Here is a 21,137-nt window from a genome sequence, read left to right on the forward strand (position 1 = left end):
AACGGATGGGAGAATTCCGGGAGTTGTGCGGCAACTCCCGAGACGGTCGGGCACCCGGCGAATCCTGTTGACCACATCGTTGCGCCGGATATCGGCCAATTCGGAAATCGGTCGAGCCCGCGGTGGATGGCGGGAGACGCGGCGCAGCCGGCCCGTCCGCTCAGGACCGCGATTCCGCGGCCAGGGCGGTCGCGGTGGCGGCGGCGAACCCGTCCGGGTTGTCCAGCATCATGTTGTGGCCGCAATCGGGCAGCGGTACCACCGCGACGCCCGCTGCGGTGAGTTCGTCGGCGCCGGGGAGCGGGCCGTCGGCGGCCGGGAAGAGGAACGTACGCGGGATGTCCAGGTCCCGGAGCAGGGTGCGCATGGCCGGTGAGCTGCCGCGGACCAGATGCACCGCGCTGCGGTACAGCGCCTCCCGCCCGGCCAGGCGCATGGTGGCCCACCACAGGGCGCCGGCCGCCGCCCGGATCTCCTCCCGGCCGCCGGCCAGGAATTCCGCCTCCGTGTACGAGGCGATTCCGCGGCTCCCCGGTGCGCCGCGGGCGGGTTCGAGCGGATCGAGATTGGCGTCCGCCAGCACCAGCCGCGACACCAGCCGCGGATGCCGGGCGGCGAGGACGATGGCCACCGACCCGCCCATGCTGTGCGCGATGACCTCCGCACCGGCGACATCCGCCGCGTCGAGGACGGCGGCCAGCGCGTCCGCGTGCGACTCCAGGGTGTAGTCGAAGGTCGCGGGCCGGTCGCTGAGGCCGAAGCCGAGCAGATCGATCAGCAGGGAACGCCGTCCGGCCAGCAGCGGATGTACGGCCGTCGCGCCGAAGTAGGCGAACGAGGCGGCGCCCAGGCCGTGCAGATACACCCGGGCGGGCCCGGCGTCCGCGCGGCCGGGCAGCTCGATCCAGCGTATGCGGTCGCCTTGCGGCGTCACGGCGGCACTGCGCACGGACTTCGCTCCTGATCTGCGGTGTCTGGCGTAAGGGGGTGGGCCGCGAAGGAGTCCCGCGGACGGGGGAGAGGTTATCCGGTCCGCGTGGACGTGTGCCGAACCGCGGTTGAGGGAGCCTGCGGGCCCTCCTGCCCTCCTTGACGGGCAAGGCGCCGCGCTCTACTTTCCTTCCGGAAGGCAAAATATGGATTCCGTAATCTGGAAAAGTGTCCGGCCCCTCGGCCGGACCCGCCCCTGACCGGCCGACGCAGGAGTACGCGATGCCCCGGATGACAGCCGCCCGCGCCGCAGTGGAGATCCTCAAGCGTGAGGGCGTGGCCCACGCCTTCGGAGTGCCCGGCGCGGCGATCAACCCCTTCTACGCGGCGCTGAAGGGCGCGGGCGGCATCGCACACATCCTCGCCCGCCATGTCGAGGGCGCCTCGCACATGGCCGAGGGCTACACCCGGGCCGCCCCCGGCAACATCGGCGTCTGCATCGGCACATCGGGCCCCGCCGGTACCGACATGATCACCGGCCTCTACTCCGCGATCGGCGATTCGATCCCGATCCTGTGCATCACCGGCCAGGCGCCGACCGCAGTGCTGCACAAGGAGGACTTCCAGGCCGTCGACATCGCCGCGATCGCCGGCCCGGTCACCAAGGCCGCGACCACGGTGCGGGCGGCCGCGCAGGTCCCCGGCGTCTTCCAGCAGGCGTTCCATCTGATGCGCTCCGGCCGCCCTGGTCCGGTCCTCATCGACCTGCCGATCGACGTCCAGCTGACCGAGATCGAGTTCGCCCCCGAGACGTACCAGCCGCTCCCGTCGTACCGGCCGGCCGCGACCCGCGCCCAGGCCGAGAAGGCCGTCGCGCTGCTCAACGCGGCGCGGCGGCCGCTGATCGTCGCCGGCGGCGGCATCATCAACGCCGACGCCGCCGAGCTGCTGGCCGAGTTCGCCGAGCTGACCGGCACCCCGGTCGTCCCCACCCTGATGGGCTGGGGCGCCCTCGCCGACGACCACGAGCTGAACGCCGGCATGGTCGGCCTCCAGACCTCGCACCGCTACGGCAACGCGACCTTCCTGGAATCCGACTTCGTCCTCGGCATCGGCAACCGCTGGGCCAACCGCCACACCGGCGAGCTGGGCCTCTACACCCGGGGCCGCACCTTCGTCCATGTCGACATCGAGCCCACCCAGATCGGCAGGATCTTCGCCCCGGACTACGGCATCGCCTCGGACGCCAAGGCCGCACTGGCGCTCTTCGTCGAGGTGGCGAGGGAACTCGACGCCGCCGGTGAGCTGCCGGACCGCAGCTCCTGGGCCGCCGCCGCCCAGGAGCGCAAGGCCGCGCTGCAACGCCGTACGCACTTCGACGATGTGCCGATCAAACCGCAGCGCGTGTACGAGGAGATGAACAAGGCGTTCGGCCCGGACACCCGGTACGTGACCGCCATCGGCCTCTCCCAGATCGCCGGAGCGCAGCTGCTGCACGTCTACCGGCCGCGCCACTGGATCAACTGCGGCCAGGCCGGCCCGCTGGGCTGGACGGTCCCGGCCGCGCTCGGCGTCGCCACCGCCGACCCGACGGCCCCGGTCGTCGGCCTCTCCGGGGACTACGACTTCCAGTTCCTGCTCGAAGAGCTGGCCGTCGGCGCCCAGCACCGGATCCCCTACGTCCACGTCCTGGTGAACAACGCCTACCTGGGGCTGATCCGCCAGGCGCAGCGCGGTCTCGGCATCGACTTCCAGGTCAGCCTGGAGTTCGCGAACATCAACGCACCCGAGCTGGGTGTCTACGGTGTCGACCACGTCAGGGTCGCCGAGGGGCTGGGCTGCAAGGCGATCCGGGTGACCACGCCCGAGCGGCTGCGGACGGCCTTCGAAGAAGCCGGGAGGCTCGCCGCCGAGTTCCGCGTCCCGGTGATCGTCGAGGTGATCCTGGAGCGGGTCACCAACATCGCGATGAGTGCCGGCGATATCGGCGGCGTCAACGAGTTCGAGGAGATCGCCACCGAGCCGGGGCACGCGCCCACCGCGATCAAACCGCTCAAGGTCTGAGGCCGGGCGACCCCGGAGTACGCCGTGCGGAGGGCACGCGGATTACGTGCCGGACGGGGCGGTGACGCCCGGCGGCGTGAGCACCGTCACGTTCTCCACAGGGAACGTCCACCCTTTGTTCACCGTTCAATTGAGTGCGGGCGCCGAGGGGACTGTGTCCCCGGGCCGCACCCTCCGCCTGTGGGGACGATCGTTCGGCTGAAGCCCCACAGCGCTTTCGCCGAGAGGCGACCACCCCCGGTGCCCGCACCCAAGCCGCCCCGGCCAGCTCCCCCCGGCTGGCCGGGGCTTCCGCTCAGCCGTCCAGCGGGTTGGCGGCGATCCGGCCGGCGATGCCGTTGCGGACCGCGGCCGCCGCGGAACTGTCCGGTTTGCGGTCCGCCTGCTCCTTGAAGCAGGCGACGAATTCGTCCCCGAGGTCCAGGCGCGGGTAGCGCTCCAGCACCTCGGCGCGGAGGCCCGCGGGGACGGCGTCGGTACGCCGTCCGGAGATGTCCAACGACGTGGAGAACACCAGCAGGTGTGATTCCGGGTCCAGTGAGACGTCCACCTCGTCCCACATATGCCGGACGATCACCTCGGAGGCCCGCATCCGCCGCGATACCGGCCAGCCGGCGCCCGCCGCGAAGGCCCACGCCACATGGCCCCCCGCCGCTTCGAACGGCACGGTGTGGCTGTCGAACTCCTTCACCAGCCCGATGTCGTGGAGCGTGGCGGCCACGTAGAGGAGCTCCGCGTCGAAGGCGATGTCGTTCGCCGCCCCGTATGCGGCCGCCCAGAGGTACGCGCGCACCGAATGGTTCAGCAGCGCGGGCGGGCAGTACTCGGTCGCCACCTCCAGCGCGGCGCGGCACACCGAGGTATCGGGAATCACCAGGTCATCGATCGCAAGATCATCAACAGTCATGGCTGCGATTGTCGCGCAGGGTCCCCGCCGCCGTACCGGCGCACCGGTCACGCCGTGCGGTCCGCCGCTCCCGTCGGGTCCGCGGCCGAGGTCTCCGGTGTGGCGGACCGTGTCAGCGCCTTGCGGAGCAACCGCAGAGTCGCGGCCTGATCCGCGGCGTCGAGCGCCGACAGCGGTGACCGCGCGACCATCGCCTCGATCAGTTCGCGGCGTACCCGGGCCCCTTTGGCGGTCAGCTCCACCGTCTTGGAACGCCGGTCGGCGGGATCGGGCACCCGCTCGATGAGCCCCTGCCGCTCCAGGCGGGTGACCAGGAACGTGGCGCTGGACGGATCGCAGTGCAGCTGGCCCGCCAGGACCTTCATCGAGGGGGAGGGGAGCCCGGGGTCGAGCGCCCAGAGGGCGTCCGAGAGCGGCGCGGTCAGCTCCAGCCGGTCGAGGGGCGCCCGGAGCCGGAGATGGGACATGCTCATGACGTCACGGACGGCGATGAGGAGTTGCCGGGTCAGTTCCGTCGGGGGCGATGTCGTCATAGGGGCAGCGTACGAGGAGTGCTTGGAGCCTCGAAGTTGAACGCTCCCGGTGGCTGCCGATCGGGCGAATGCCCGGCACGCCCACCTACCCGGTGGTGCCTCCGGGGCGGCGCGAGCGGGGGAGGCGCGGCACCTGCGACTCCACTGTCCTGCGTGCACGACGCCACCGCCGTGGTGGAGTGCATGTCACGTACGGTGCGCTCGCCGGGTGCGCGCGATTCCGCGTCGCCGAGGTGCCGGGCCGCCGAGGTGCGCGGGCGCGGTGCCCGGCGCAGGCTGGAGGCATGACCGAGCATCCGCCTGTCATCGTGCACCCGCCGACGCCATCCGGTGGCCGACGGGTGACCGTGCACGGACAGATCGTCGGTCTGGCCCACGGCCGCGGCGACGTCGCCGAATTCCTGCGCCGGGCGGGGGTCGCGGAACCGGCCGAGGACATTGCGCTCGACGACCCCCGTCTCGTCGAATGGCGCGGCGGCAACCTGGACGACTGGCCCATGCCATCGGCCTGAGGAGACGGCGGTCAGGCCGTTCCCCGCGGCCCCGCCGCACTCCGCCCTCGGTGGACTGGCGTCAGTGGCCCCCGGCATCGAGGTGCAGGGCGGTGTCGGCCGGCCCCAGCGTGAAGCGGGTGAACCGCACCTGGAGCCCGTCCCGCTGCGGTGAACAGCAGAACGGGCCCGCGGATGCCGCCGCCCCCGGGTCCAGCGGTGCCAGCCGGATCAGCCGCCACGGACCGTCCTCGCAGCGCGCGCGGAGGGTCACCGCATCGCCGGTCCGGCTGGCGCGCACGGTGACCTGGCGGCCCGCCCAGTCGGGAACGGGGGACAGCGACCAGTCCGACTGCCCGCGGGTGACGACGGCACCCAGGTGCGGGACGCCGTCGGACATCTCGATGCCGGCCTTGATCCATGTCCGCTCGTCGACGCGGACCATCAGACCGGCCTGGTCGTAGAGCTCGTCGAACCGTGCCACGAACGCCACCTCCACGGCGTGGCCGTCGGGCAGTCCCGTCAGCAGGGCGTGCCCGTCATCGCGGATGAACCCGTAGCTGGTCGTACGCCAGAAATCACTGTGGCCGCGTGCCGTCACGAGCAGCCCTTCGGCGTCCTGCGACACGGCCGGGGGCGGGTTGAGCCAGACCGCGTCGCTCCAGGCGACCGGCCGCGGCACGCCGCCGGTTCCGCCCTCGACGGCGCCGTCACCTATTGCCCCGGTGTCACCGTGGGTCCCGGCGTCATCGATCGTCCCGGCGTGGCGTGTCTCGTCCATGAGGTGTCCCTGCTCCATTCGTTCCGCTCGTTCCGCCGGGCCCGCCGGCCTGCTGTTCCCACCGATCCCACCGATCCCGCCGGTCGCGCTTCGACGATCGGCGGTGATCTTCCGCGAGCCTACGGAACGCCCGTCCGGCGGCCCAGCGCCGCGTCCGATTTCCGCCAGCGTTCGCCTCCCACCTGCTGCACAGTGGAGTCTGTGATGACCGAGGACAGCAGATACGAGGCAGTGCGCAGCCGGGATGCCAGATTCGACGGCGCGTTCTTCTTCGCCGTGTCCACGACGGGGATCTACTGCCGGCCGAGCTGTCCCGCCACCACCCCCCGACGCCACAACGTCACCTTCTACCCCACCTCCGCGGCCGCCCAGGGCTCGGGCTTCCGCGCCTGCCGCCGCTGCCGCCCCGACGCGGTGCCCGGCTCCGCCGAGTGGAACGCCCGCGCCGATGTCGTCGGCCGCGCCATGCGGCTGATCGGTGACGGCGTCGTCGACCGGGAGGGCGTCTCGGGCCTCGCGGCCCGGCTCGGCTACAGCGCCCGGCAGGTGCAGCGGCAGCTCAACGCCGAGCTGGGCGCGGGACCCGTCGCACTGGCACGGGCGCAGCGCGCCCACACCGCCCGTGTCCTGCTCCAGACCACCGGCCTGCCCGCCACGGAGATCGCCTTCGCGGCCGGGTTCGCCAGCGTGCGGCAGTTCAACGACACGATCAGGGAGATCTACGCCCTCACCCCGAGCGAGCTGCGTGCCGCCCGCCCCGGACGCGGCGCGCGGTTCGGCCCGGTGGCCCCGCAGCACGCATCCGGCGGGCTGGCGCTCCGGCTGCCGTTCCGCGGCCCGTACGCCGCGCGGCAGATCTTCGACCACCTCCAGCGGCGCGCGATCACCGGTATCGAGGACATCGGCGGGGAGCCCGGCGGCCGTACCTACCGGCGCACCCTGCGACTGCCGAACGGCCCCGGTATCGCGGAGGTCGACGAGGTGACCGGCGACGGCTGGCTGGAGTGCCGGCTGTACCTCTCCGAGCTGCGCGATCTCACCACCGCCACCCAGCGCGTGCGCCGTCTGTTCGACCTGGACGCCGATCCGTACGCGGTCGCCGAACGGCTCGGCGCGGACCCGGTCCTGGCCGGGCTGGTCTCCCGGTGCCCCGGTCTGCGCTCCCCGGGCGCCGCCGACACGCACGAACTCGCCCTGCGCGCCGTACTCGGCCAGCAGGTGTCCGTCGCCGCGGGCCGCACGCTGGGTGGCAAGCTGGTCGCCGCCCACGGAGACCCGCTGCCGGAACCGTCCGGCGCGCTCACCCATCTCTTCCCCCGGTCCCAGGACCTCGCCACGGTCTCGCTCGCCGAGCTGGGCATGCCCGGAGCGCGTCGCGAGACCCTGCGCACCCTGAGCGCCGCGCTCGCCGAAGGTACGGTCACCCTGGACGCCGGAACCGACCGTGACCAGGCGGAACGCGCACTTCTCGGGCTGCGCGGGATCGGCCCGTGGACGGCCGGCTACATCCGGATGCGCGCCCTGGGCGACCCGGACGTGCTGCTGACGGGCGATGTGGCGCTCCGCGCCGGAATGCTCCGCGCCGGATCCTCGGCGGCGCACGCCGATACCTGGCGGCCCTGGCGTTCGTACGCGATGCACCATTTCTGGAACGCCCCGCACCCGGGAGAAGAGCCCTCCGACCGACCCGAACCCGCCCTCGTATCCCACGAGCGTGCCCCCGAGCGATCCCGGATCGCCCACACGTGATCCCGAATCGCGAATAAGCGATCTCAACATGTCCGCAAGACGTCCCCGACCACGCTCAAGCCACCTCCGGCCACGCTGAAACGGCTCCACCGGCCAACGCAGCACAGCCCGAGCCCCCGATCGGGCACCAGGGACGCCGGACCGACCCCACACCCTTCACGGAAAGAACAGGACCAGGACCATGACCACGACCCTCTACTCGACCTTTGACAGCCCGCTGGGTGAACTCCTGCTGGTGGGGGAGGAGTCGGCCACCGCGCAGGGCGGTACCGCACTCGCCTCCCTGTCCGTGCCCGGACAGAAGCGCGGCGCGACGGTCCAGGACGACTGGACGTACGCCCCCGCCGCGTTCGCCGACATCACCGACCAGCTCCGCGCGTACTTCGACGGCAGGCTGACGCGCTTCACCATCGAGTACGTCACCAGGGGCACGGACTTCCAGCAGCGCGTCTGGAAGTCACTGGAAGCCATTGCGTACGGCACCACGACCACCTACGGAGGGATCGCCGCCGACATCGGCGCGGTGCGTGGTGCGGTGCGCGCCATCGGTACGGCGATCGGCGCCAACCCGCTGCTCGTCGTCCGGCCCTGCCATCGCGTCATCGGCGCGGACGGATCGCTGACCGGCTACGCGGGCGGCCTGGCACGCAAACAGCAGTTGCTCGGTCTGGAGGGCGCCGCGCCGGACGCCGCCTGATCCCGCCCCCGCCCGCCTCCCTGGAGTGACCCGTGTCCACGACCACATCCCACCGAGTACCGCCCCCATCCGCGCACCCCACCGGCTCCGCCCTCTCCGCCACCCTCGGCGCGCGGGTCGCCGCAGCCGACTGGCCGGCGGTGGCCGGCGAACTCGACGCCCTGGGCTGCGCGGTGACCCCGCGCCTGTTGGACCCGGCCGAGTGCCGTCGGCTCATCGAGCTGTACGACGAGGCCGACCGGTTCCGGACGACCGTCGACATGGCCCGGCACCGCTTCGGCTCCGGCCAGTACCGCTATTTCGCCGAACCGCTCCCCGAACCGGTCCAGGCGCTGCGCGAGGCGTTCTACCCGTACCTGCTGACCATCGCCCGCGACTGGGCCGACCGGCTCGGCCGGCCGGCGCCCTGGCCCGACACACTGGGGGAGTGGCTGACGCGGTGTCATGAGGCCGGGCAGACCAAGTCCGCCCAGATCCTGCTGCGCTACGGGGCGGGGGACTGGAACGCGTTGCACCGCGACGTCTTCGGCGATCTGGTCTTCCCCCTCCAGGTGGTCATCGGTCTCGACGAACAGGGAACGGACTACACCGGCGGGGAGTTCCTCCTCGTCGAGCAGCGCCCCCGAGCACAGTCCCGGGGCACCACGACCGTGCTGCGTCAGGGGCACGGCCTGATCTTCACCACCCGCGACCGCCCCGTACGTTCCGCCCGGGGCTGGTCGGCGGGGCCGGTCCGGCACGGCGTGAGCACCGTCCGCTCCGGCCGCCGGCACACGCTGGGCCTGGTCTTCCACGACGCCTGAGGACGGCCCCGCCCCCGGGCGAGGCGCGCGCCCCGGGGCGTTCGGCGCGGGAGCGCGCCGGGCGTCAGAGCATCGAGCCGCCGGAGACGTCGAACCGCTGACCGGTGATCCAGCGGGAGTCGTCGGAGGCGAGGAACCCGACGACATCCGCGATATCCGTGGGCTTGCCGAGCCGGTTGAACACGGAGATGGCGGCCAACTGGGCGTGCGCCTCGGGTGTCGCCCGCAGCGCCGCGTTCATATCGGTCTCGATGAAACCCGGAGCCACGGTGTTCACCGTGATCCCCCGCTCGCCGAGGTCCTTGGCGAGGGTGAGGGTGAGGGTGTCCACCGCTCCCTTCGACAGCGAGTAGGCGATGGTCGACGGGAACGCGGTACTGGTCACCGCCGACGAGATGTTGATGATGCGCCCGCCGTCGCGCATCCGCCGCAGCCCGTGCTGGATCACGAAGAACGGTGCCTTGGTGTTCACCGCGATGGTGCGGTCGAAGTCCTCGGGCGTCACCTCGCCGACGTGTCCGGGGATGCTGAGCGCGGCATTGTTGACGAGGATGTCGAGACCGGACTCCGCGCCGTACGCCGCCAGTTCGGCGTCGAAAGCGGCGAAGAGCGCCTCGGCATCCCCCGGAACACCGAGTTCCGCACCGATCAGGAAAGCCCGGCCGCCGGCGTCCGCGATGTGTTCCACGGTCTCCTTGGCCGCGACGTCGTTGCTTCCGTAGTGGACGGCCACCAGCGCGCCGTCCCGCGCGAGACGCTGAGCAATGCCCCGGCCTATGCCCCGGCTGGATCCCGTCACCAGCGCGGTCTTTCCGTTCAGGTCACCCATGATCGATTGAGCCTTCCTTTTGTCTCTTGTCCGTTGTTATTTGTTGTGGATTGGTACGGATCGTTATGTCCCGCCGTGGCGTTCATCGCCGACGATGGACGCCGGGTATGGGAACCGCCGCTCGTGGCCGACCGTCATTCTGGACGATTACGTACTCCACCGAGCACTTCGCACTTCTTCGCACTTCTTCATGCTTTTTCGTGCTTCTATGCACTGATTCATGTTATTTCATGTCACTGCCCCATGCTGCGAGCCGCTCCTGAGTCCTCGTTCCCCGGCGGCCATGGGCGTTCATCGGTGGCCGGCACCTGGCCCTACCGCGCCGCGGACCATGCCGTACACCGGCTGGCCGACCGACCCGCGCCCGACGCCCCCTCAGGTGCGCACGTCCAGCGCCGTGAGGGTGGAGGCGAACACCGGCTCGCCCTCCTGGTACCCGGTGACCTGGACCGTGGTGGTGCTGGGAATCGCCGACGGGACACGATGCGCCTCGATCACGCAGGGCAGACCGTGTTCGGCATAGCGGCGGAATTCGGTACCGAAGGCGTACGGAACGAACGGGCCGGGCGCGGTGACGACGCGCGCGGCCTGCTGCGCCGCGTCGAGCAGCACCATCCCCGGGACGTGGTCGTTCGCCGGGTTCACGACCGCGGCGTGGCCGGGCGTGACGCGCAGCAGCCACCGGTCCGGCTGATCGCAGGGGGCGAGCAGGACATCGCTGTCGTCAGCGTTCCCGGTCAGCCGGGGCGCGACCGGCGGCCGGACCGGGCAGCCGGCGTGACGTGCGGTCAGGCGCGCGCCGCGGATCCGGCGGTAGACGGGGGGTGCGGTGACGGTGACGCTGGAATGGCCCGTCGCGACGATCCGGCCCTCCTCGCGGATGCTCATGTCGAAGCGGCCGCTGACGAGTGCGCCGGCCCGCATCCGCAGCCTGCTGCCGGTGACCTCGATCGTCACCTCCGTGGGGCTGCTGCCCACGGTGAGACGTTCGGGGTGCGTCGTGTACACCAGGTCGCCGAGGATGAAGTGATGGCCGACCGGTACGCCGAGTTCGGCGTGCGAGAGCAGCAGCCCCGCCTGCCGGATGGTCTCGCCGGTGAGGATGGGGTGGTGCCGGCCGTGACTGGGCGTGAAGTACGTGTGGTCGTGCGGCCACCGGGCGGTCAAGGAGAAATGGGTGGCGTCGAGCCGGCGCCACGAGGTGATCAGTACGTCCTCCGCGGCGGGCCGGTGCACGAACTCCCCGGGCACGTCGGTGTTCGGGCGGGGCAGCGGTACGGGACGCTCGTTCGGTGCCGGTCGCAGAGGGTGCGTGTCCCCCGGCCGAACCGTGGTGCCGACGTGCATCGTGTCGCTCATGACTGCCCCCAGGCGTCTTTTACGGGATGGTCTCGAACGCTGTTAAGATACGTACCATCCGGTTTTATTTTCTACGCCAGGGCGGCGAAGAGGAGCAAGTTGTCGATCCGGGGGGATTGGGCTGTAGTGGCTAACTGTTGCTGAACGTGAAAACTTCAATCGACAGGAGGCGTCCTATGGCACAGCAGGATCGTGCGATCCGGACCCGGCGAGCGATCTTGGAAGCGGCGGCGTCGGTTTTCGACGAGCATGGCTACGACCGGGCGACCATCGCCGAAGTCCTTCAGCGTGCCGGCATGACGAAAGGCGCCCTCTACTTTCACTTCGCGTCGAAGGAGCAGCTCGCCCTCGCCGTGCTCGAAGAGCAGGTGGTGGACATCGCGGTGGAGCCGCAGAAGATCAAGCTGCAGGAATTCGTGGACGCCGGCCAGGTTCTCGCCTACCGGCTGCGGGACGACCCGATCCAGCGCGGCGCCGCCCGTCTGGCGGTTGAACAGGGCTCCAACCACCTGGACCGCAGGCGGTCGATGGCGTCCTGGGGCGAGTTCGTCGAGGGCTTGCTGGGTGAGGCGAGGGGGCGTGGTGAGCTCCTGGAGACCGTTGTGGTGCGTGAGACCGCAGAGCTGTTCGTCGGCGCCTTCGCCGGGTTGCAGATGATGTCGCAGGCGTTCTCGAACCGAGCCGACCTCAGCCGCCGGTTGACGGTCTTCTTCGAGCACACCATGCCCAGCATTGCGGTGCCCTCCGTCCTGGTCAGGCTCGACCTGGATTCTGAGCGTGGTGCGCGGCTGGAGGAGGCTCTTCGGCGGGGGCGGATGGCCGACGTGGCGGCGCGGTAAGAATTTTGGTGCTGTCGTGAGGTGTGATTCGGGAGAAAAAATACCGCACGTCCGGTATTAAATAGCGCCCTTACGGTCGGAGGCGCCGCGATTTCGCGGCGCCTCCGGTCTGTGTGGGGCGCGGTGCTCGGCGCCTGTTGTCGGCGGGGCGACGGAGGCGGCTGGGGCAGGGCCCGGTGAGCGGGCGGTGGGTGGCGGATCGCGAGCCGTGCGGGGACGTACCGTCGCCCGTGGCCGGGAGTTGGCTCCGTATGCCGGAATCCGGAATACGGTTCGGAGATAATGCGTTCGGTATGCACGTACCGGGCGCCTCCATCGGCCCGGCCGCCAGGCCCGTAACGTCCACGCCCACAACGCCCGCGCCATGTCCCTGCCTGACAACGCCTGTGAGTATCCGTGAGTTCTTGTCAATTCCCTTAGTGCGTAAGACTGTTCCGGCCAAGCGGTCGCCCTTGCCGGGGCCTGCCATCCCTGCCGTGCTTCGGTGACCGGGCCGTCCGTCGTCCTGCCGGCCGGCAGTCCACTCGCCCGGTCGTCCGCCCGGCCGGCAGTTCAACCGCCCGCCCCGCTCCGAACCGTTCAGCCGTCCCGCCGGACGCCACCTGCCCCGCCCTGCTCGACTCCGCCACACGACGCCCCCGCTGCCGCATCCGGAACTCCACTGGAACCGCGGAACCGCTGAACTGCCGTTCCGCGAACACCCCGCTCGCATCCCTGACGAGACGCACTCTGCCGCCCTGGAGGCCGCACGTATGACGCAGACGCCGACGGACCACATACCCGGGAGGGCGACGACCGGCGCCGCGCACCCGGTGTCCGACCCCACCACGGGCGGCCCCCGCAGAACCGGCCGGGGCATCGTCCCGGTCCTGGCCTTCGCCGGCATCGTCGTCGCGGTGATGCAGACGCTGCTCGTGCCGGTTATCAAGGACCTGCCGACGCTGCTCCGTACGGCACCCAGCAACGCCACCTGGGTCATGACGGCCACCCTCCTCGCCGGCGCCGTCGCGACACCCATCATGGGGCGCCTGGGTGATCTGTACGGTAAGCGCCGGATGCTGCTGGCCAGCCTCGCCGTCATGGTTGTCGGCTCGCTGATCTGCGGGTTCACCAACGACCTCGTCGTCATGATCGTCGGCCGGGCGCTTCAGGGCTTCGCCATGGGGGCGATTCCACTGGGCATCGGCATCATGCGCGACGAGCTGCCGCGCGAACGGCTCGGCTCGGCGATGGGCCTGATGAGCTCGTCGATAGGCGTCGGCGGCGGACTCGCCCTGCCGGTCGCCGCCCTGGTGGCCCAATACGCCAACTGGCACACCCTGTTCTTCACCGCTGCCGGCCTCGGCGTGCTGTCGATGACGCTCACCGTCCTCTTCGTCCCGGAAACCCCGCTCCGCGCCCCCGGCCGCTTCGATGTGGCGGGCGCCATCGGGCTCTCCGCCGGGCTGGTCACCCTGCTGCTGCCCATCACCAAGGGCAGTGACTGGGGCTGGAGTTCACCCACCACCCTCGGTCTGTTCGGTGCCGCCGCGTTGATCCTGCTGCTCTGGGGCGTGATGGAGCTGCGCATCGCCGACCCGCTCGTCGATCTGCGCACCAGTGCCCGCCGCGAGGTGCTGCTCACCAACCTCGCCTCGATCACGGTCGGAGTGGCGTTCTACGCGATCTCGCTGGTCCTGCCGCAATTGCTGCAACTCCCCAAATCCACCGGCTACGGCCTCGGTCAGTCGATGGTGGTGGCCGGGCTCTGCGTGGCGCCGCTGGGCCTGACGATGATGCTGGTGGCCCCGTTGTACGCGCGGATCGCCGCTCGGCGTGGTCCCAAGTCCTCGCTGCTGCTCGGCATGCTGATCATCGCGATCGGCTACGGCGCGGGTATCGGCCTGATGAGCGCCCCCTGGCAGACCGTCATCGTCGCGATCGTCGTCGGCGCCGGCATCGGCCTCGCGTACTCATCGCTGCCCGCGCTGATCATCGGGGCCGTCGACCCGTCCGAGACCGGTGCGGCAAACGGCCTGAACACCCTGATGCGCTCGATCGGTACGTCGGTGTCCAGCGCCGTGATCGGCATGGTGCTCGCCCATATGTCCCTGCGCATGGGCCCGGTGACGGTGCCCACCCTGAGCGGCTTCCGCGTCTCCTTCCTGATCGCCACGGCCGCGGTCGTCATCGGTGTGGTCGTGGCCGCGTTCCTGCCCGCGCAGCGGAAGACGGCCCGGCCGACGCTGGTCGCCCGTAGTACGGATGGCACGACGGACGAGGCGGACGCGACGGGTGAAGGCGGCGTGGAGGGTGTCGGCAGTGTGCGAGGTGCGGGCGCGGCGGCGGCCGCCGGGCCGGTCGGTTCTGGTCAGCGGAGGGCCTCGGCGGACGCTGCTGTTCCGGCTAAAACCGACTAAACGGTTGGATACGTTGGTCCGTCCGCGCCGCGTGGCGGTCTCATCGGGCACCCCGTAGCCCGCCAGGTCCGCCCCGGTCGCCGCCTCCGCCGCGGACTCCGTTGCCCTGCCCGGGGGTGATGCCTCCGCCGGGGTCCGTGGGCGGGTGCGGGGTTCGGCGGGCGCGCCGGCCGGGCGCCGGTCGTACGCGCGAGCATCAGGCCGATCGGCGGACAGAACCGGCACGGAGGGGCCGCCGTCGGCCGACGCGCCGTCAGCCTCGTCCGGGACGGCGTGATCGCCGGATACACGGTCACGGGCCAGAACGCTGCCTTCACGTTCCCGGACCTGACCGATGGCCACTACGTCCCGTGGGCGCCGGATACCGCCACGGGACAACCTGGTCACCGTCACCGTCACCGTCGGCGAAATCGAGATCCCCGGCCTGGAACTCGTAACGTCGCGGGAAGCAGCCCGCTGACGTCTCGCCTTCGGCGGCCGACGACACCTTCGGCGCCCGGCGACGAGACCCGCCGGTCACCGGTCACCGATTACCAGATACCGATCACCGGATACCGATCACCGGATACCGGTCGCCGAACAACAGCCGCCGGTCGGCGGTCACCGGAGCCCGTGGCGGTATCCGGTGGCCGATGTCTGCACTGCCTGCCCGCCCGCCGGTCCCGCGTCGCCGGGCGGGTTCCGGCTGCACCCCGGCTCGCCGGACGCACGCGGCTCAGGCTTGGTACTCCGTGAGGTCGATGCCGTATACGCACAGCGCGTGACCGGTCACCGGGTGGGTCGTTTCGCGTTCGGCGGTCATGCCGAGCTTGTGCATCACGTTCTCGGAGGCGGTGTTGCCGATCCGGTCGATGGCGATGACACGGTCGAGGCCGCGGTCCTGGAGGGCGAACTCCAGCACGGCCTGGGCGGCCTCGGACGCGTAGCCCTGGCCCCAGAACTGGCGGCCGAGGCGCCAGCTGATCTCCACATCGGGCAGCGCCTCGGGCAGGTACTCGGGTACGGAGAGACCCGCGAACCCGGCCAGCTCGCCCGAGGCCAGCAATTCGACGGCGAAGAGCCCGAAGCCCTCGTCGTCCCATTCCTCCTCCCAGCGCTCGATGGCCTCCGCCGTCTGGTCCAGGTCGTGGACGGAGCCGTCGCCGATCCACCGCATGACCAGCGGGTCCGCGTTGATGTCCGCCATGGGGGCGAGGTCGTCGTCGTGCCAGCGGCGGAGGATGAGGCGGGGGGTGCGGATCTCGATCATGTCGCCCATCCTCTCGAATACGGAGGGCGCGGTGGTAATCGGCGAATGCGGTATTCGGCGGATGCCGGTCCAGGTGTGGACGGGGCGTGGGGCGGGCGATCAGCGGCCCGGAAGCCGTGCGAGACGTGGAGTCGCTGCCGCCCGATCACGTCCCGGACCGTTAACTTTTCCGTAGATCTGACCAGAAATGCGCTCGAAGCGTACTGCGGGAGAAGCCCCGCCCGAAGACCACCGCCGGAAGGGCGCCGCCCGAGTGCGGCGCGAGAGACCGAGGAGCCGGTCATGAAGTACATGCTGCTGATGCAGTTCAGCGAGACGACGACCGACATCCCGCCGATCTCGACGTGGTCGGCGGACGAGGTCCAGGCGCATATCGCGTTCATGAAGGCCGCCGACAAGAAGCTCGCCGAGAGCGGGGAACTGGTCGAGGCGCAGGGGCTGGCGGCGCCTGATACGGCCAAGATCGTGCGTGCGGACGACGGTGGCCCGCCCCGGATCACCGAAGCACCCTTCCCCGACACCAGGGAATTCCTGGCCGGCTACTGGATCGTCGACTGCGCGGGCCCCGATCGGGCGATCGAGATCGCCGCGTTCCTCTCGACCGCACCGGGTCCCGGCGGCGCCCCGCTGAACATGCCCATCGAGGTACGCCAGACCATGTCGGCGCCGACACCGCAAGGAGACGCACCGCGGTAGCGCAGTAGTCGCGCTTTCGCGGAAACGGCTCCGACCGGACAGCGGAGATGCGGCGCCTGCGCATCACCGGAACCGGTGCGCCCGTTGGCTGGTGCCGAGGTCCTTCGCCAAGCCGTTCTTCGTCCGGCATGCGGTGGGGCTGCTCACCCGCGAAGCCGCCGTGCGCTCCCTGCTCCGCGGTACGGACGTGCCGGCAGCCGCGGTTTCCTCCACCGGGATGCCCACCCGGGCAATGCGCTCTTCGACGGGCAGGGTGACGCGCCGCGCGACACCGATGTCGTTGACTGGAACTTCCTGTCCACGGCGTGGAGTTGGATGGACATGGCCATAGGAGAACGCGCGCAGGAAGGTGCTGAGCGCGGCGGGGGCACGGATACCGCCGAACGGAGTCGGCATCGCACCGTGCCGCAGGAAGTCGAGGTCGTGGGGGGCGTCGACGCTGTCTGCGCCTGCGGCCATGCCGCCCACGCCGCTGGTGACCTTCGCGTCCGCCGCCGCACCCGCACCGTCCCTCACCCCGGTCGCCTTGGCCTTCTCCGTCACCAGTCGCGGCAGACCACACTGCTCGACCGGCCGCATCACCGGGACCAGCCCGGCCCGCGCGACCAGATTTGGGTCATCGAACGCAGCGGAGAGCGCGCGCCAGCGTATGGGCAACCCGCATCTCGGAAGTGCCTTGCCGATTGCGTGTGCCGGAAGCGTGAAGAACTCCCATCATCGCAAGTCACAAGACACTCCTCCATTTTCCCCAACGTCATCCACAGGCAGCAGCCGTGGATCGAGGCTTAGCCTCACGGGAGTTGATGTTCCGCAGCTTCGGGAGGATGACCTATGGCAGCCGTGCACGTGACCGTGTGGGATGACCGCGATCGGGTCGGAGGAGGCCGGGCCCCGACAGCTTCGGGGGCCCCGGTGACCCCAGCGGCCGCTGCCGCCCCCGCCCTCTTCATCCACAACATCTTCACCTGGGGCAGCGACTCCATGTACGGGTTTGCCGGGCAGCGGCCCCTCGCGGACAGCCGACGGCTCCTCCTGATAGACCGCCGGGGCTACGGCGACAGCCCGGACACCGCGCGCAGCGACTTCGACGTCGACGCCGAGGACATCGTGGAGGTTCTCGGCGACGGGGCCTCCGACGTGGGGCTCGGCGGCGCCCACCTCGTGGGGCACGGGAACGGCGCCGTCGCCGCGCTCATCGCCGCCGCGCGCCGGCCCGACCTCGTCCGCTCCCTCGCCCTCATCCAGCCCTCCGCCTTCACCGCCGCCGCGCACCATCCAGTCGTCGCCGACCTCCTCGACCGGGTGCGCGACGGTGCCCCGAGCATCCCGGACGGCGTCACGCCGGAGCAGTATCTGCGTGCGTCCACCGAGGGGTTGGGCATGGCTGTGCCCGAGCCCACGTCGCGCCGGCTCCGTGCCGTTGCCACCTCCATGAGGGAGCGGCCCATCTGGGAGGCGGAGATCCCGTTGGAGGTGGTCCGGGGCGCCGCCCTGCCGACTCTGGTGATCTGCGGAACCTGGGAGCGCGCGCCGGCCGCGTACCGCGAGCACGTGGGGCTCCCCCTCATGGCCGTGGCCGAGTCCCTCACGGACTCCCTCGGGGGCCTCCTCCTGCGGGTGCCCGGTTACTACCCGCACACCCAGGAGCCCGCCGCCGTCAACGCCGCCCTGCGGGAGTTCTGGGACTGACCCGGTTCCGCATCGGCTGCCAGTCCCGCGCGGCCCACCCTTGCCTGGCGATCCCGTGGCGCGAACCGGGCCGGGCGGACCTGTCACCGGCTCTGCTCGACGACAGACCGGAGGAGTATCTCCGCGAACTCCATTGTTGCTACGGGTGAGTTGAGTGGCTACGGGTGGGGCCCATCGCCCTGCCACAGGTGCCCCCCCGCCACCGCGCCGGCCGATGTGGCCACTCCGCCCGCCTCCTGGGTAGGTAGGAGCCACCGGAACACACGGGCGGTACCCCGACGGCACATCAGCAGCACGTCGTCGCTATGTCGTCGGTACGTCACCACTACGCCGGGGACGTACCGGCACCATGTGAGCAGCGGGAGAGGCGGTTACCTCATGGGAGAAGAAGACCTCAGCATCGGTGTCATCGGGCTGGGGCTGCGCCGCAACCTGGCGGCCGCGGCGCACCGGCCCGGCCGTGGCTCCCGGGTCGGGGCGGTGGCCGATCTCGACCCAGGGGTACGCCACCGGGAAGCCGAGCGGTTCGGCGCCCGGCTCGCCACCGGCATCTACCAGGAGCTGCTCGACGACGACACCGTCGACGCGGTCATCATCGCCACCCCCGACGACACCCACGAACGGATCGCCTGTGATGCCCTGAGCGCGGGCAAGCCCGTCTACCTCGAAAAGCCCCTCGGGATCACGGCCGAGAGCTGCGACACCATCCTGCGCACCGCCCACCGGACCGGCACACGCCTCTACGTAGGCCACAACATGCGGCACATGGGCGTTGTCCGGCTGATGCACGACATCATCGTCCGCGGTGACATCGGCGAGCCCAAAACGGTGTGGACCCGGCACTTCGTCTCGTACGGAGGCGACTACTACTTCAAGGACTGGCACGCGGACCGCCGCCGCACCACCGGTCTGCTCCTTCAGAAGGCCGCGCACGACCTCGATGTGATCCACCTGCTGGCCGGCGGCTACGCCCGGCGGGTCAACGCGTTCGGCGACCTCCTTGTCTACGGTGATCTGCCCCGCCGCGGCCCCGGCACCCCCCGCCCGGACGGCTGGCTGCGCGAGTTCGACTGGCCGCCGACCGCCCGCCGCGATCTGCACGACGTGGTGGACGTCGAGGACGTGTCCGTGCTGAACATGCAGCTCGACAACGGCGTCATCGCCGCGTACCAGCAATGCCACTTCACCCCCGACTACTGGCGCAACTACACCGTGATCGGCACCGAAGGGCGGCTGGAGAACTTCGGTGACGGCCCCGGCGACACCGTCCGGGTGTGGAACACCGGCCCGTCCGGCTACCGCCCCGACGGTGATGCGCACCACCAAGTGCCGGAAGCGGACGGCTCGCACGGTGGTGCCGACGCCCGGATCATCGAGGAATTCGTCCGGTTCGTACGCGAGGGCGGTGCCACCGACACCTCCCCGGTCTCGGCCCGGATGAGCGTGGCCGCGGGCGAGGCCGCCACCCGCTCGCTGCGCGCCGGCGGCCGGCCGTACGACGTACCACCGCTGGACGACGAGCTGCGGGCGTATTTCGAGCGGGGGCAGCGGCCGGGGGAGTAGCCCGGGGAGCGGCCGGCGGGTGTCATCCCGTCCGGAGCGGCAGTGCGCCGAGGCCGGTCAGGTCCGGCGACGGCAGGAAGACCGGCGGATCGTCGGGGTGCGTGCGCAGCTCGGGAAAGCGGTCCAGCAGGATGTTCAGCGCGATCCGGCCCTCCAGCCGGGCCAGCGGTGCGCCCAGGCAGAAGTGGATGCCGCGGCCGAACGCGAGGTGCGGATTGGGGTTCCGGGCCGGGTCGAACACCTCGGGGCGGGCGAACTGGCGCCCGTCCCGGTTCGCCGCCGCGGCCCATACCGCGAGCATGCGGTCCGCGGGGATCCGCTGTCCGGCGATCTCCACCTCGGTGGTGGTGGCCCGGTGGGTCAGCGCGAACGGGGTGAAGAACCGCAGCGACTCCTCGATCGCGGTCGGCACCATCGAACGGTCGGCGCGCACCCGAGCCGCCTCGTCGGGGTGGAGGTCCAGGCAGAGCACCGTGTTGCCGAGCAGCATGGTGGTGGTGATGTGCCCGGCGAGCAGCAGGAGGCTCGCGAAGTTCACCGCCTCGATGTCGGTGAGCCGTTCGCCGTCGACCTCCGCCTCGACGAGCTGGGTCAGCAGGTCCTGCCGCGGCTTCCGCCTGCGTTCGGCGGTGTGCTCACGGAGGTATGCGAGCAGGACTCCGGTCTGATCCATCTGGGCCTGGAAGTCGCGTTCCTGTTCTTCGCTGTGGTCGGTCAGCGAGAACTGGTTCGTGCTCTCGAAGAATGTGGTCGCCCATTCCTTGAACAGATCGCGGTCACTGCTCGGTACACCCAGCAGTTCGGCGATGACGATCACCGGCAGCGGATACGCGAGATCGGCGACCAGCTCGATGCGGTCCCGGTCCGCCACCGCATCGAGCAGTTCGTGGGTGAGCCTGCTGATCCGCGGCGCGAGGTCGGCGACGGTCTTCGGGGTGAACGCGTGGCTGACGAGCTTGCGCAGTTTGCCGTGCTGCGGCGGATCCATCTGCACCAGATTGCCCTCGAAGACCGACTGGTCGATCTCGACGGGGAACAGCCGTGCGGTCTCGGACGAGAAGGTCTTCGGATCGCTGAGGACCGCGAGCGCCTCCGGATAACCGTAGACGTGCCACATGCCCAGTTTCTCGTCGAAATGTATGGGCTGTTCCGGCCGGCGCCCGCGCAGCCAGAAGTGTTGCGGATGGATGCCCCACTGGTCAGCGAGGATGGTCATCGAACTTCCCCTTCCGTACGGGTGATGCGGTGACGCCACTATGGCGCCGATGTGGCACCATTGCAACCCTGATGGCTCGGCGAGTGTGGCATCCGCGGGTGAGGTGAGATGGGGTGACGGGTCGTCAGGCCGCCGGATTCAGTGGCGGTGCTCGATCGTCGGAAGGCCGGTTTGGCTCGTCGGCATCGCGGATCGCCGCATGCTCAAGTCGCCCTGAACGGCTGGTGGGAGGGCGCGGGCGGGCCTTGGTCGCACGAGGTGCCGGACGTGATGTCGTCTGGTGCGCCCGATGGTGGCGGTGTGTCCGACGGTGCTCCTGGTTGTGCGGTCGCCGGTGGCGCCG

At 70.6% G+C, this 21,137-nt stretch carries 20 protein-coding genes; 12 read left to right on the forward strand and 8 right to left on the reverse strand.

Features of this window, described 5'->3' with window-relative positions; genetic code table 11:
• Nucleotides 1-160: 160 nt before the first annotated feature.
• Nucleotides 161-949, reverse strand: coding sequence for an alpha/beta fold hydrolase (locus IH09_RS17270; protein WP_052857180.1), 789 nt, complete (start codon nt 947-949; stop codon nt 161-163).
• Between the two features lie 263 nt (nt 950-1,212).
• Here IH09_RS17270 and gcl point away from each other — a divergent pair, with 263 nt between their 5' ends.
• On the forward strand, nt 1,213-2,994 hold the full coding sequence (gene gcl, locus IH09_RS17275; RefSeq protein ID WP_052857181.1) for a glyoxylate carboligase: 1,782 nt from the start codon (nt 1,213-1,215) through the stop codon (nt 2,992-2,994).
• 295 nt (nt 2,995-3,289) lie between these two features.
• Here gcl and IH09_RS17280 read toward each other — a convergent pair whose 3' ends face one another.
• The gene (locus tag IH09_RS17280; protein ID WP_052857182.1) at nt 3,290-3,901 is read right to left on the reverse strand and encodes an HD domain-containing protein; all 612 of its coding nucleotides are present in this window, start codon (nt 3,899-3,901) and stop codon (nt 3,290-3,292) included.
• A gap of 47 nt (nt 3,902-3,948) precedes the next feature.
• Nucleotides 3,949-4,434, reverse strand: a complete 486-nt coding sequence (locus IH09_RS17285) for a MarR family winged helix-turn-helix transcriptional regulator (protein WP_052857183.1) — start codon at nt 4,432-4,434, stop codon at nt 3,949-3,951.
• A 284-nt stretch (nt 4,435-4,718) separates the two neighbouring features.
• Between IH09_RS17285 and IH09_RS17290 the strand changes: the two genes are divergently transcribed.
• The gene (locus IH09_RS17290) at nt 4,719-4,946 is read left to right on the forward strand and encodes a hypothetical protein (protein ID WP_052857184.1); all 228 of its coding nucleotides are present in this window, start codon (nt 4,719-4,721) and stop codon (nt 4,944-4,946) included.
• Nucleotides 4,947-5,007: 61 nt separating this feature from the next.
• Here the strand turns inward: IH09_RS17290 and IH09_RS17295 are convergent, their stop codons facing one another.
• Nucleotides 5,008-5,706 carry a DUF1349 domain-containing protein gene (locus IH09_RS17295; protein WP_094792991.1) on the reverse strand — a complete coding sequence of 233 codons (699 nt, stop codon included), beginning with the start codon at nt 5,704-5,706 and terminating at the stop codon, nt 5,008-5,010.
• Nucleotides 5,707-5,910: 204 nt separating this feature from the next.
• Between IH09_RS17295 and IH09_RS17300 the strand changes: the two genes are divergently transcribed.
• The 3 genes from IH09_RS17300 (at nt 5,911) to IH09_RS17310 (ending at nt 8,955) form a co-directional block, all read left to right on the forward strand.
• Nucleotides 5,911-7,455 (forward strand): AlkA N-terminal domain-containing protein, encoded by a 1,545-nt coding sequence (locus IH09_RS17300; protein WP_052857185.1) that lies wholly within the window; start codon nt 5,911-5,913, stop codon nt 7,453-7,455.
• A 181-nt stretch (nt 7,456-7,636) separates the two neighbouring features.
• Entirely contained in the window at nt 7,637-8,152 is a 516-nt protein-coding gene (locus IH09_RS17305) for a methylated-DNA--[protein]-cysteine S-methyltransferase (protein WP_052857186.1), read from the forward strand.
• A 140-nt stretch (nt 8,153-8,292) separates the two neighbouring features.
• Nucleotides 8,293-8,955: a 2OG-Fe(II) oxygenase gene (locus tag IH09_RS17310; RefSeq protein ID WP_052857246.1), complete on the forward strand. Its 663-nt coding sequence runs from the start codon at nt 8,293-8,295 to the stop codon at nt 8,953-8,955.
• 64 nt (nt 8,956-9,019) lie between these two features.
• On the opposite strand, the gene IH09_RS17315 is transcribed toward IH09_RS17310, so the two are convergent.
• Entirely contained in the window at nt 9,020-9,784 is a 765-nt protein-coding gene (locus IH09_RS17315; protein ID WP_052857187.1) for an SDR family oxidoreductase, read from the reverse strand.
• A 375-nt stretch (nt 9,785-10,159) separates the two neighbouring features.
• Nucleotides 10,160-11,143, reverse strand: a complete 984-nt coding sequence (locus tag IH09_RS17320) for a ScbA/BarX family gamma-butyrolactone biosynthesis protein (RefSeq protein ID WP_110952372.1) — start codon at nt 11,141-11,143, stop codon at nt 10,160-10,162.
• A 176-nt stretch (nt 11,144-11,319) separates the two neighbouring features.
• Here IH09_RS17320 and IH09_RS17325 point away from each other — a divergent pair, with 176 nt between their 5' ends.
• The 3 genes from IH09_RS17325 (at nt 11,320) to IH09_RS39940 (ending at nt 14,841) form a co-directional block, all read left to right on the forward strand.
• Entirely contained in the window at nt 11,320-11,982 is a 663-nt protein-coding gene (locus tag IH09_RS17325; protein ID WP_052857188.1) for a ScbR family autoregulator-binding transcription factor, read from the forward strand.
• Nucleotides 11,983-12,734: 752 nt separating this feature from the next.
• A complete protein-coding gene (locus IH09_RS17330) occupies nt 12,735-14,381 on the forward strand; it encodes an MFS transporter (RefSeq protein ID WP_110952373.1) in 1,647 nt (548 codons plus the stop codon).
• Nucleotides 14,382-14,715: 334 nt separating this feature from the next.
• Entirely contained in the window at nt 14,716-14,841 is a 126-nt protein-coding gene (locus IH09_RS39940) for a hypothetical protein (protein ID WP_275126262.1), read from the forward strand.
• Nucleotides 14,842-15,096: 255 nt separating this feature from the next.
• Here the strand turns inward: IH09_RS39940 and IH09_RS17335 are convergent, their stop codons facing one another.
• On the reverse strand, nt 15,097-15,630 hold the full coding sequence (locus IH09_RS17335; RefSeq protein WP_052857189.1) for a GNAT family N-acetyltransferase: 534 nt from the start codon (nt 15,628-15,630) through the stop codon (nt 15,097-15,099).
• Nucleotides 15,631-15,912: 282 nt separating this feature from the next.
• Here IH09_RS17335 and IH09_RS17340 point away from each other — a divergent pair, with 282 nt between their 5' ends.
• The 4 genes from IH09_RS17340 to IH09_RS17355 all read left to right on the forward strand — a co-directional run bounded on the left by IH09_RS17340 (nt 15,913) and on the right by IH09_RS17355 (nt 19,578).
• A complete protein-coding gene (locus tag IH09_RS17340; protein WP_052857190.1) occupies nt 15,913-16,326 on the forward strand; it encodes a YciI family protein in 414 nt (137 codons plus the stop codon).
• A gap of 75 nt (nt 16,327-16,401) precedes the next feature.
• Nucleotides 16,402-17,115, forward strand: a complete 714-nt coding sequence (locus IH09_RS37345) for a phosphotransferase (RefSeq protein WP_110952374.1) — start codon at nt 16,402-16,404, stop codon at nt 17,113-17,115.
• Nucleotides 17,116-17,157: 42 nt separating this feature from the next.
• A complete protein-coding gene (locus IH09_RS17350) occupies nt 17,158-18,015 on the forward strand; it encodes an alpha/beta fold hydrolase (RefSeq protein WP_110952375.1) in 858 nt (285 codons plus the stop codon).
• A gap of 378 nt (nt 18,016-18,393) precedes the next feature.
• The gene (locus tag IH09_RS17355; RefSeq protein WP_052857193.1) at nt 18,394-19,578 is read left to right on the forward strand and encodes a Gfo/Idh/MocA family protein; all 1,185 of its coding nucleotides are present in this window, start codon (nt 18,394-18,396) and stop codon (nt 19,576-19,578) included.
• Nucleotides 19,579-19,600: 22 nt separating this feature from the next.
• Here the strand turns inward: IH09_RS17355 and IH09_RS17360 are convergent, their stop codons facing one another.
• Nucleotides 19,601-20,794 (reverse strand): cytochrome P450, encoded by a 1,194-nt coding sequence (locus IH09_RS17360; RefSeq protein WP_052857194.1) that lies wholly within the window; start codon nt 20,792-20,794, stop codon nt 19,601-19,603.
• Nucleotides 20,795-21,137: the final 343 nt, after the last annotated feature.

Origin of the sequence: Streptomyces celluloflavus (genome assembly GCA_000720995.1) — a bacterium.
GTDB lineage: Bacteria > Actinomycetota > Actinomycetes > Streptomycetales > Streptomycetaceae > Streptomyces > Streptomyces celluloflavus.

Excerpts from the sequence above, each read along its gene's own strand:
- gcl (WP_052857181.1), top strand. The coding sequence starts at position 1,213 with ATGCCCCGGATGACAGCCGCCCGCGCCGCAGTGGAGATCCTCAAGCGT.
- IH09_RS17280 (WP_052857182.1), bottom strand. The coding sequence starts at position 3,901 with ATGACTGTTGATGATCTTGCGATCGATGACCTGGTGATTCCCGATACC.
- IH09_RS17285 (WP_052857183.1), bottom strand. The coding sequence starts at position 4,434 with ATGACGACATCGCCCCCGACGGAACTGACCCGGCAACTCCTCATCGCC.
- IH09_RS17290 (WP_052857184.1), top strand. The coding sequence starts at position 4,719 with ATGACCGAGCATCCGCCTGTCATCGTGCACCCGCCGACGCCATCCGGT.
- IH09_RS17295 (WP_094792991.1), bottom strand. The coding sequence starts at position 5,706 with ATGGACGAGACACGCCACGCCGGGACGATCGATGACGCCGGGACCCAC.
- IH09_RS17300 (WP_052857185.1), top strand. The coding sequence starts at position 5,911 with ATGACCGAGGACAGCAGATACGAGGCAGTGCGCAGCCGGGATGCCAGA.
- IH09_RS17305 (WP_052857186.1), top strand. The coding sequence starts at position 7,637 with ATGACCACGACCCTCTACTCGACCTTTGACAGCCCGCTGGGTGAACTC.
- IH09_RS17315 (WP_052857187.1), bottom strand. The coding sequence starts at position 9,784 with ATGGGTGACCTGAACGGAAAGACCGCGCTGGTGACGGGATCCAGCCGG.
- IH09_RS17320 (WP_110952372.1), bottom strand. The coding sequence starts at position 11,143 with ATGAGCGACACGATGCACGTCGGCACCACGGTTCGGCCGGGGGACACG.
- IH09_RS17325 (WP_052857188.1), top strand. The coding sequence starts at position 11,320 with ATGGCACAGCAGGATCGTGCGATCCGGACCCGGCGAGCGATCTTGGAA.
- IH09_RS17330 (WP_110952373.1), top strand. The coding sequence starts at position 12,735 with ATGACGCAGACGCCGACGGACCACATACCCGGGAGGGCGACGACCGGC.
- IH09_RS39940 (WP_275126262.1), top strand. The coding sequence starts at position 14,716 with ATGGCCACTACGTCCCGTGGGCGCCGGATACCGCCACGGGACAACCTG.
- IH09_RS17335 (WP_052857189.1), bottom strand. The coding sequence starts at position 15,630 with ATGATCGAGATCCGCACCCCCCGCCTCATCCTCCGCCGCTGGCACGAC.
- IH09_RS17340 (WP_052857190.1), top strand. The coding sequence starts at position 15,913 with ATGAAGTACATGCTGCTGATGCAGTTCAGCGAGACGACGACCGACATC.
- IH09_RS17350 (WP_110952375.1), top strand. The coding sequence starts at position 17,158 with ATGGCAGCCGTGCACGTGACCGTGTGGGATGACCGCGATCGGGTCGGA.
- IH09_RS17355 (WP_052857193.1), top strand. The coding sequence starts at position 18,394 with ATGGGAGAAGAAGACCTCAGCATCGGTGTCATCGGGCTGGGGCTGCGC.
- IH09_RS17360 (WP_052857194.1), bottom strand. The coding sequence starts at position 20,794 with ATGACCATCCTCGCTGACCAGTGGGGCATCCATCCGCAACACTTCTGG.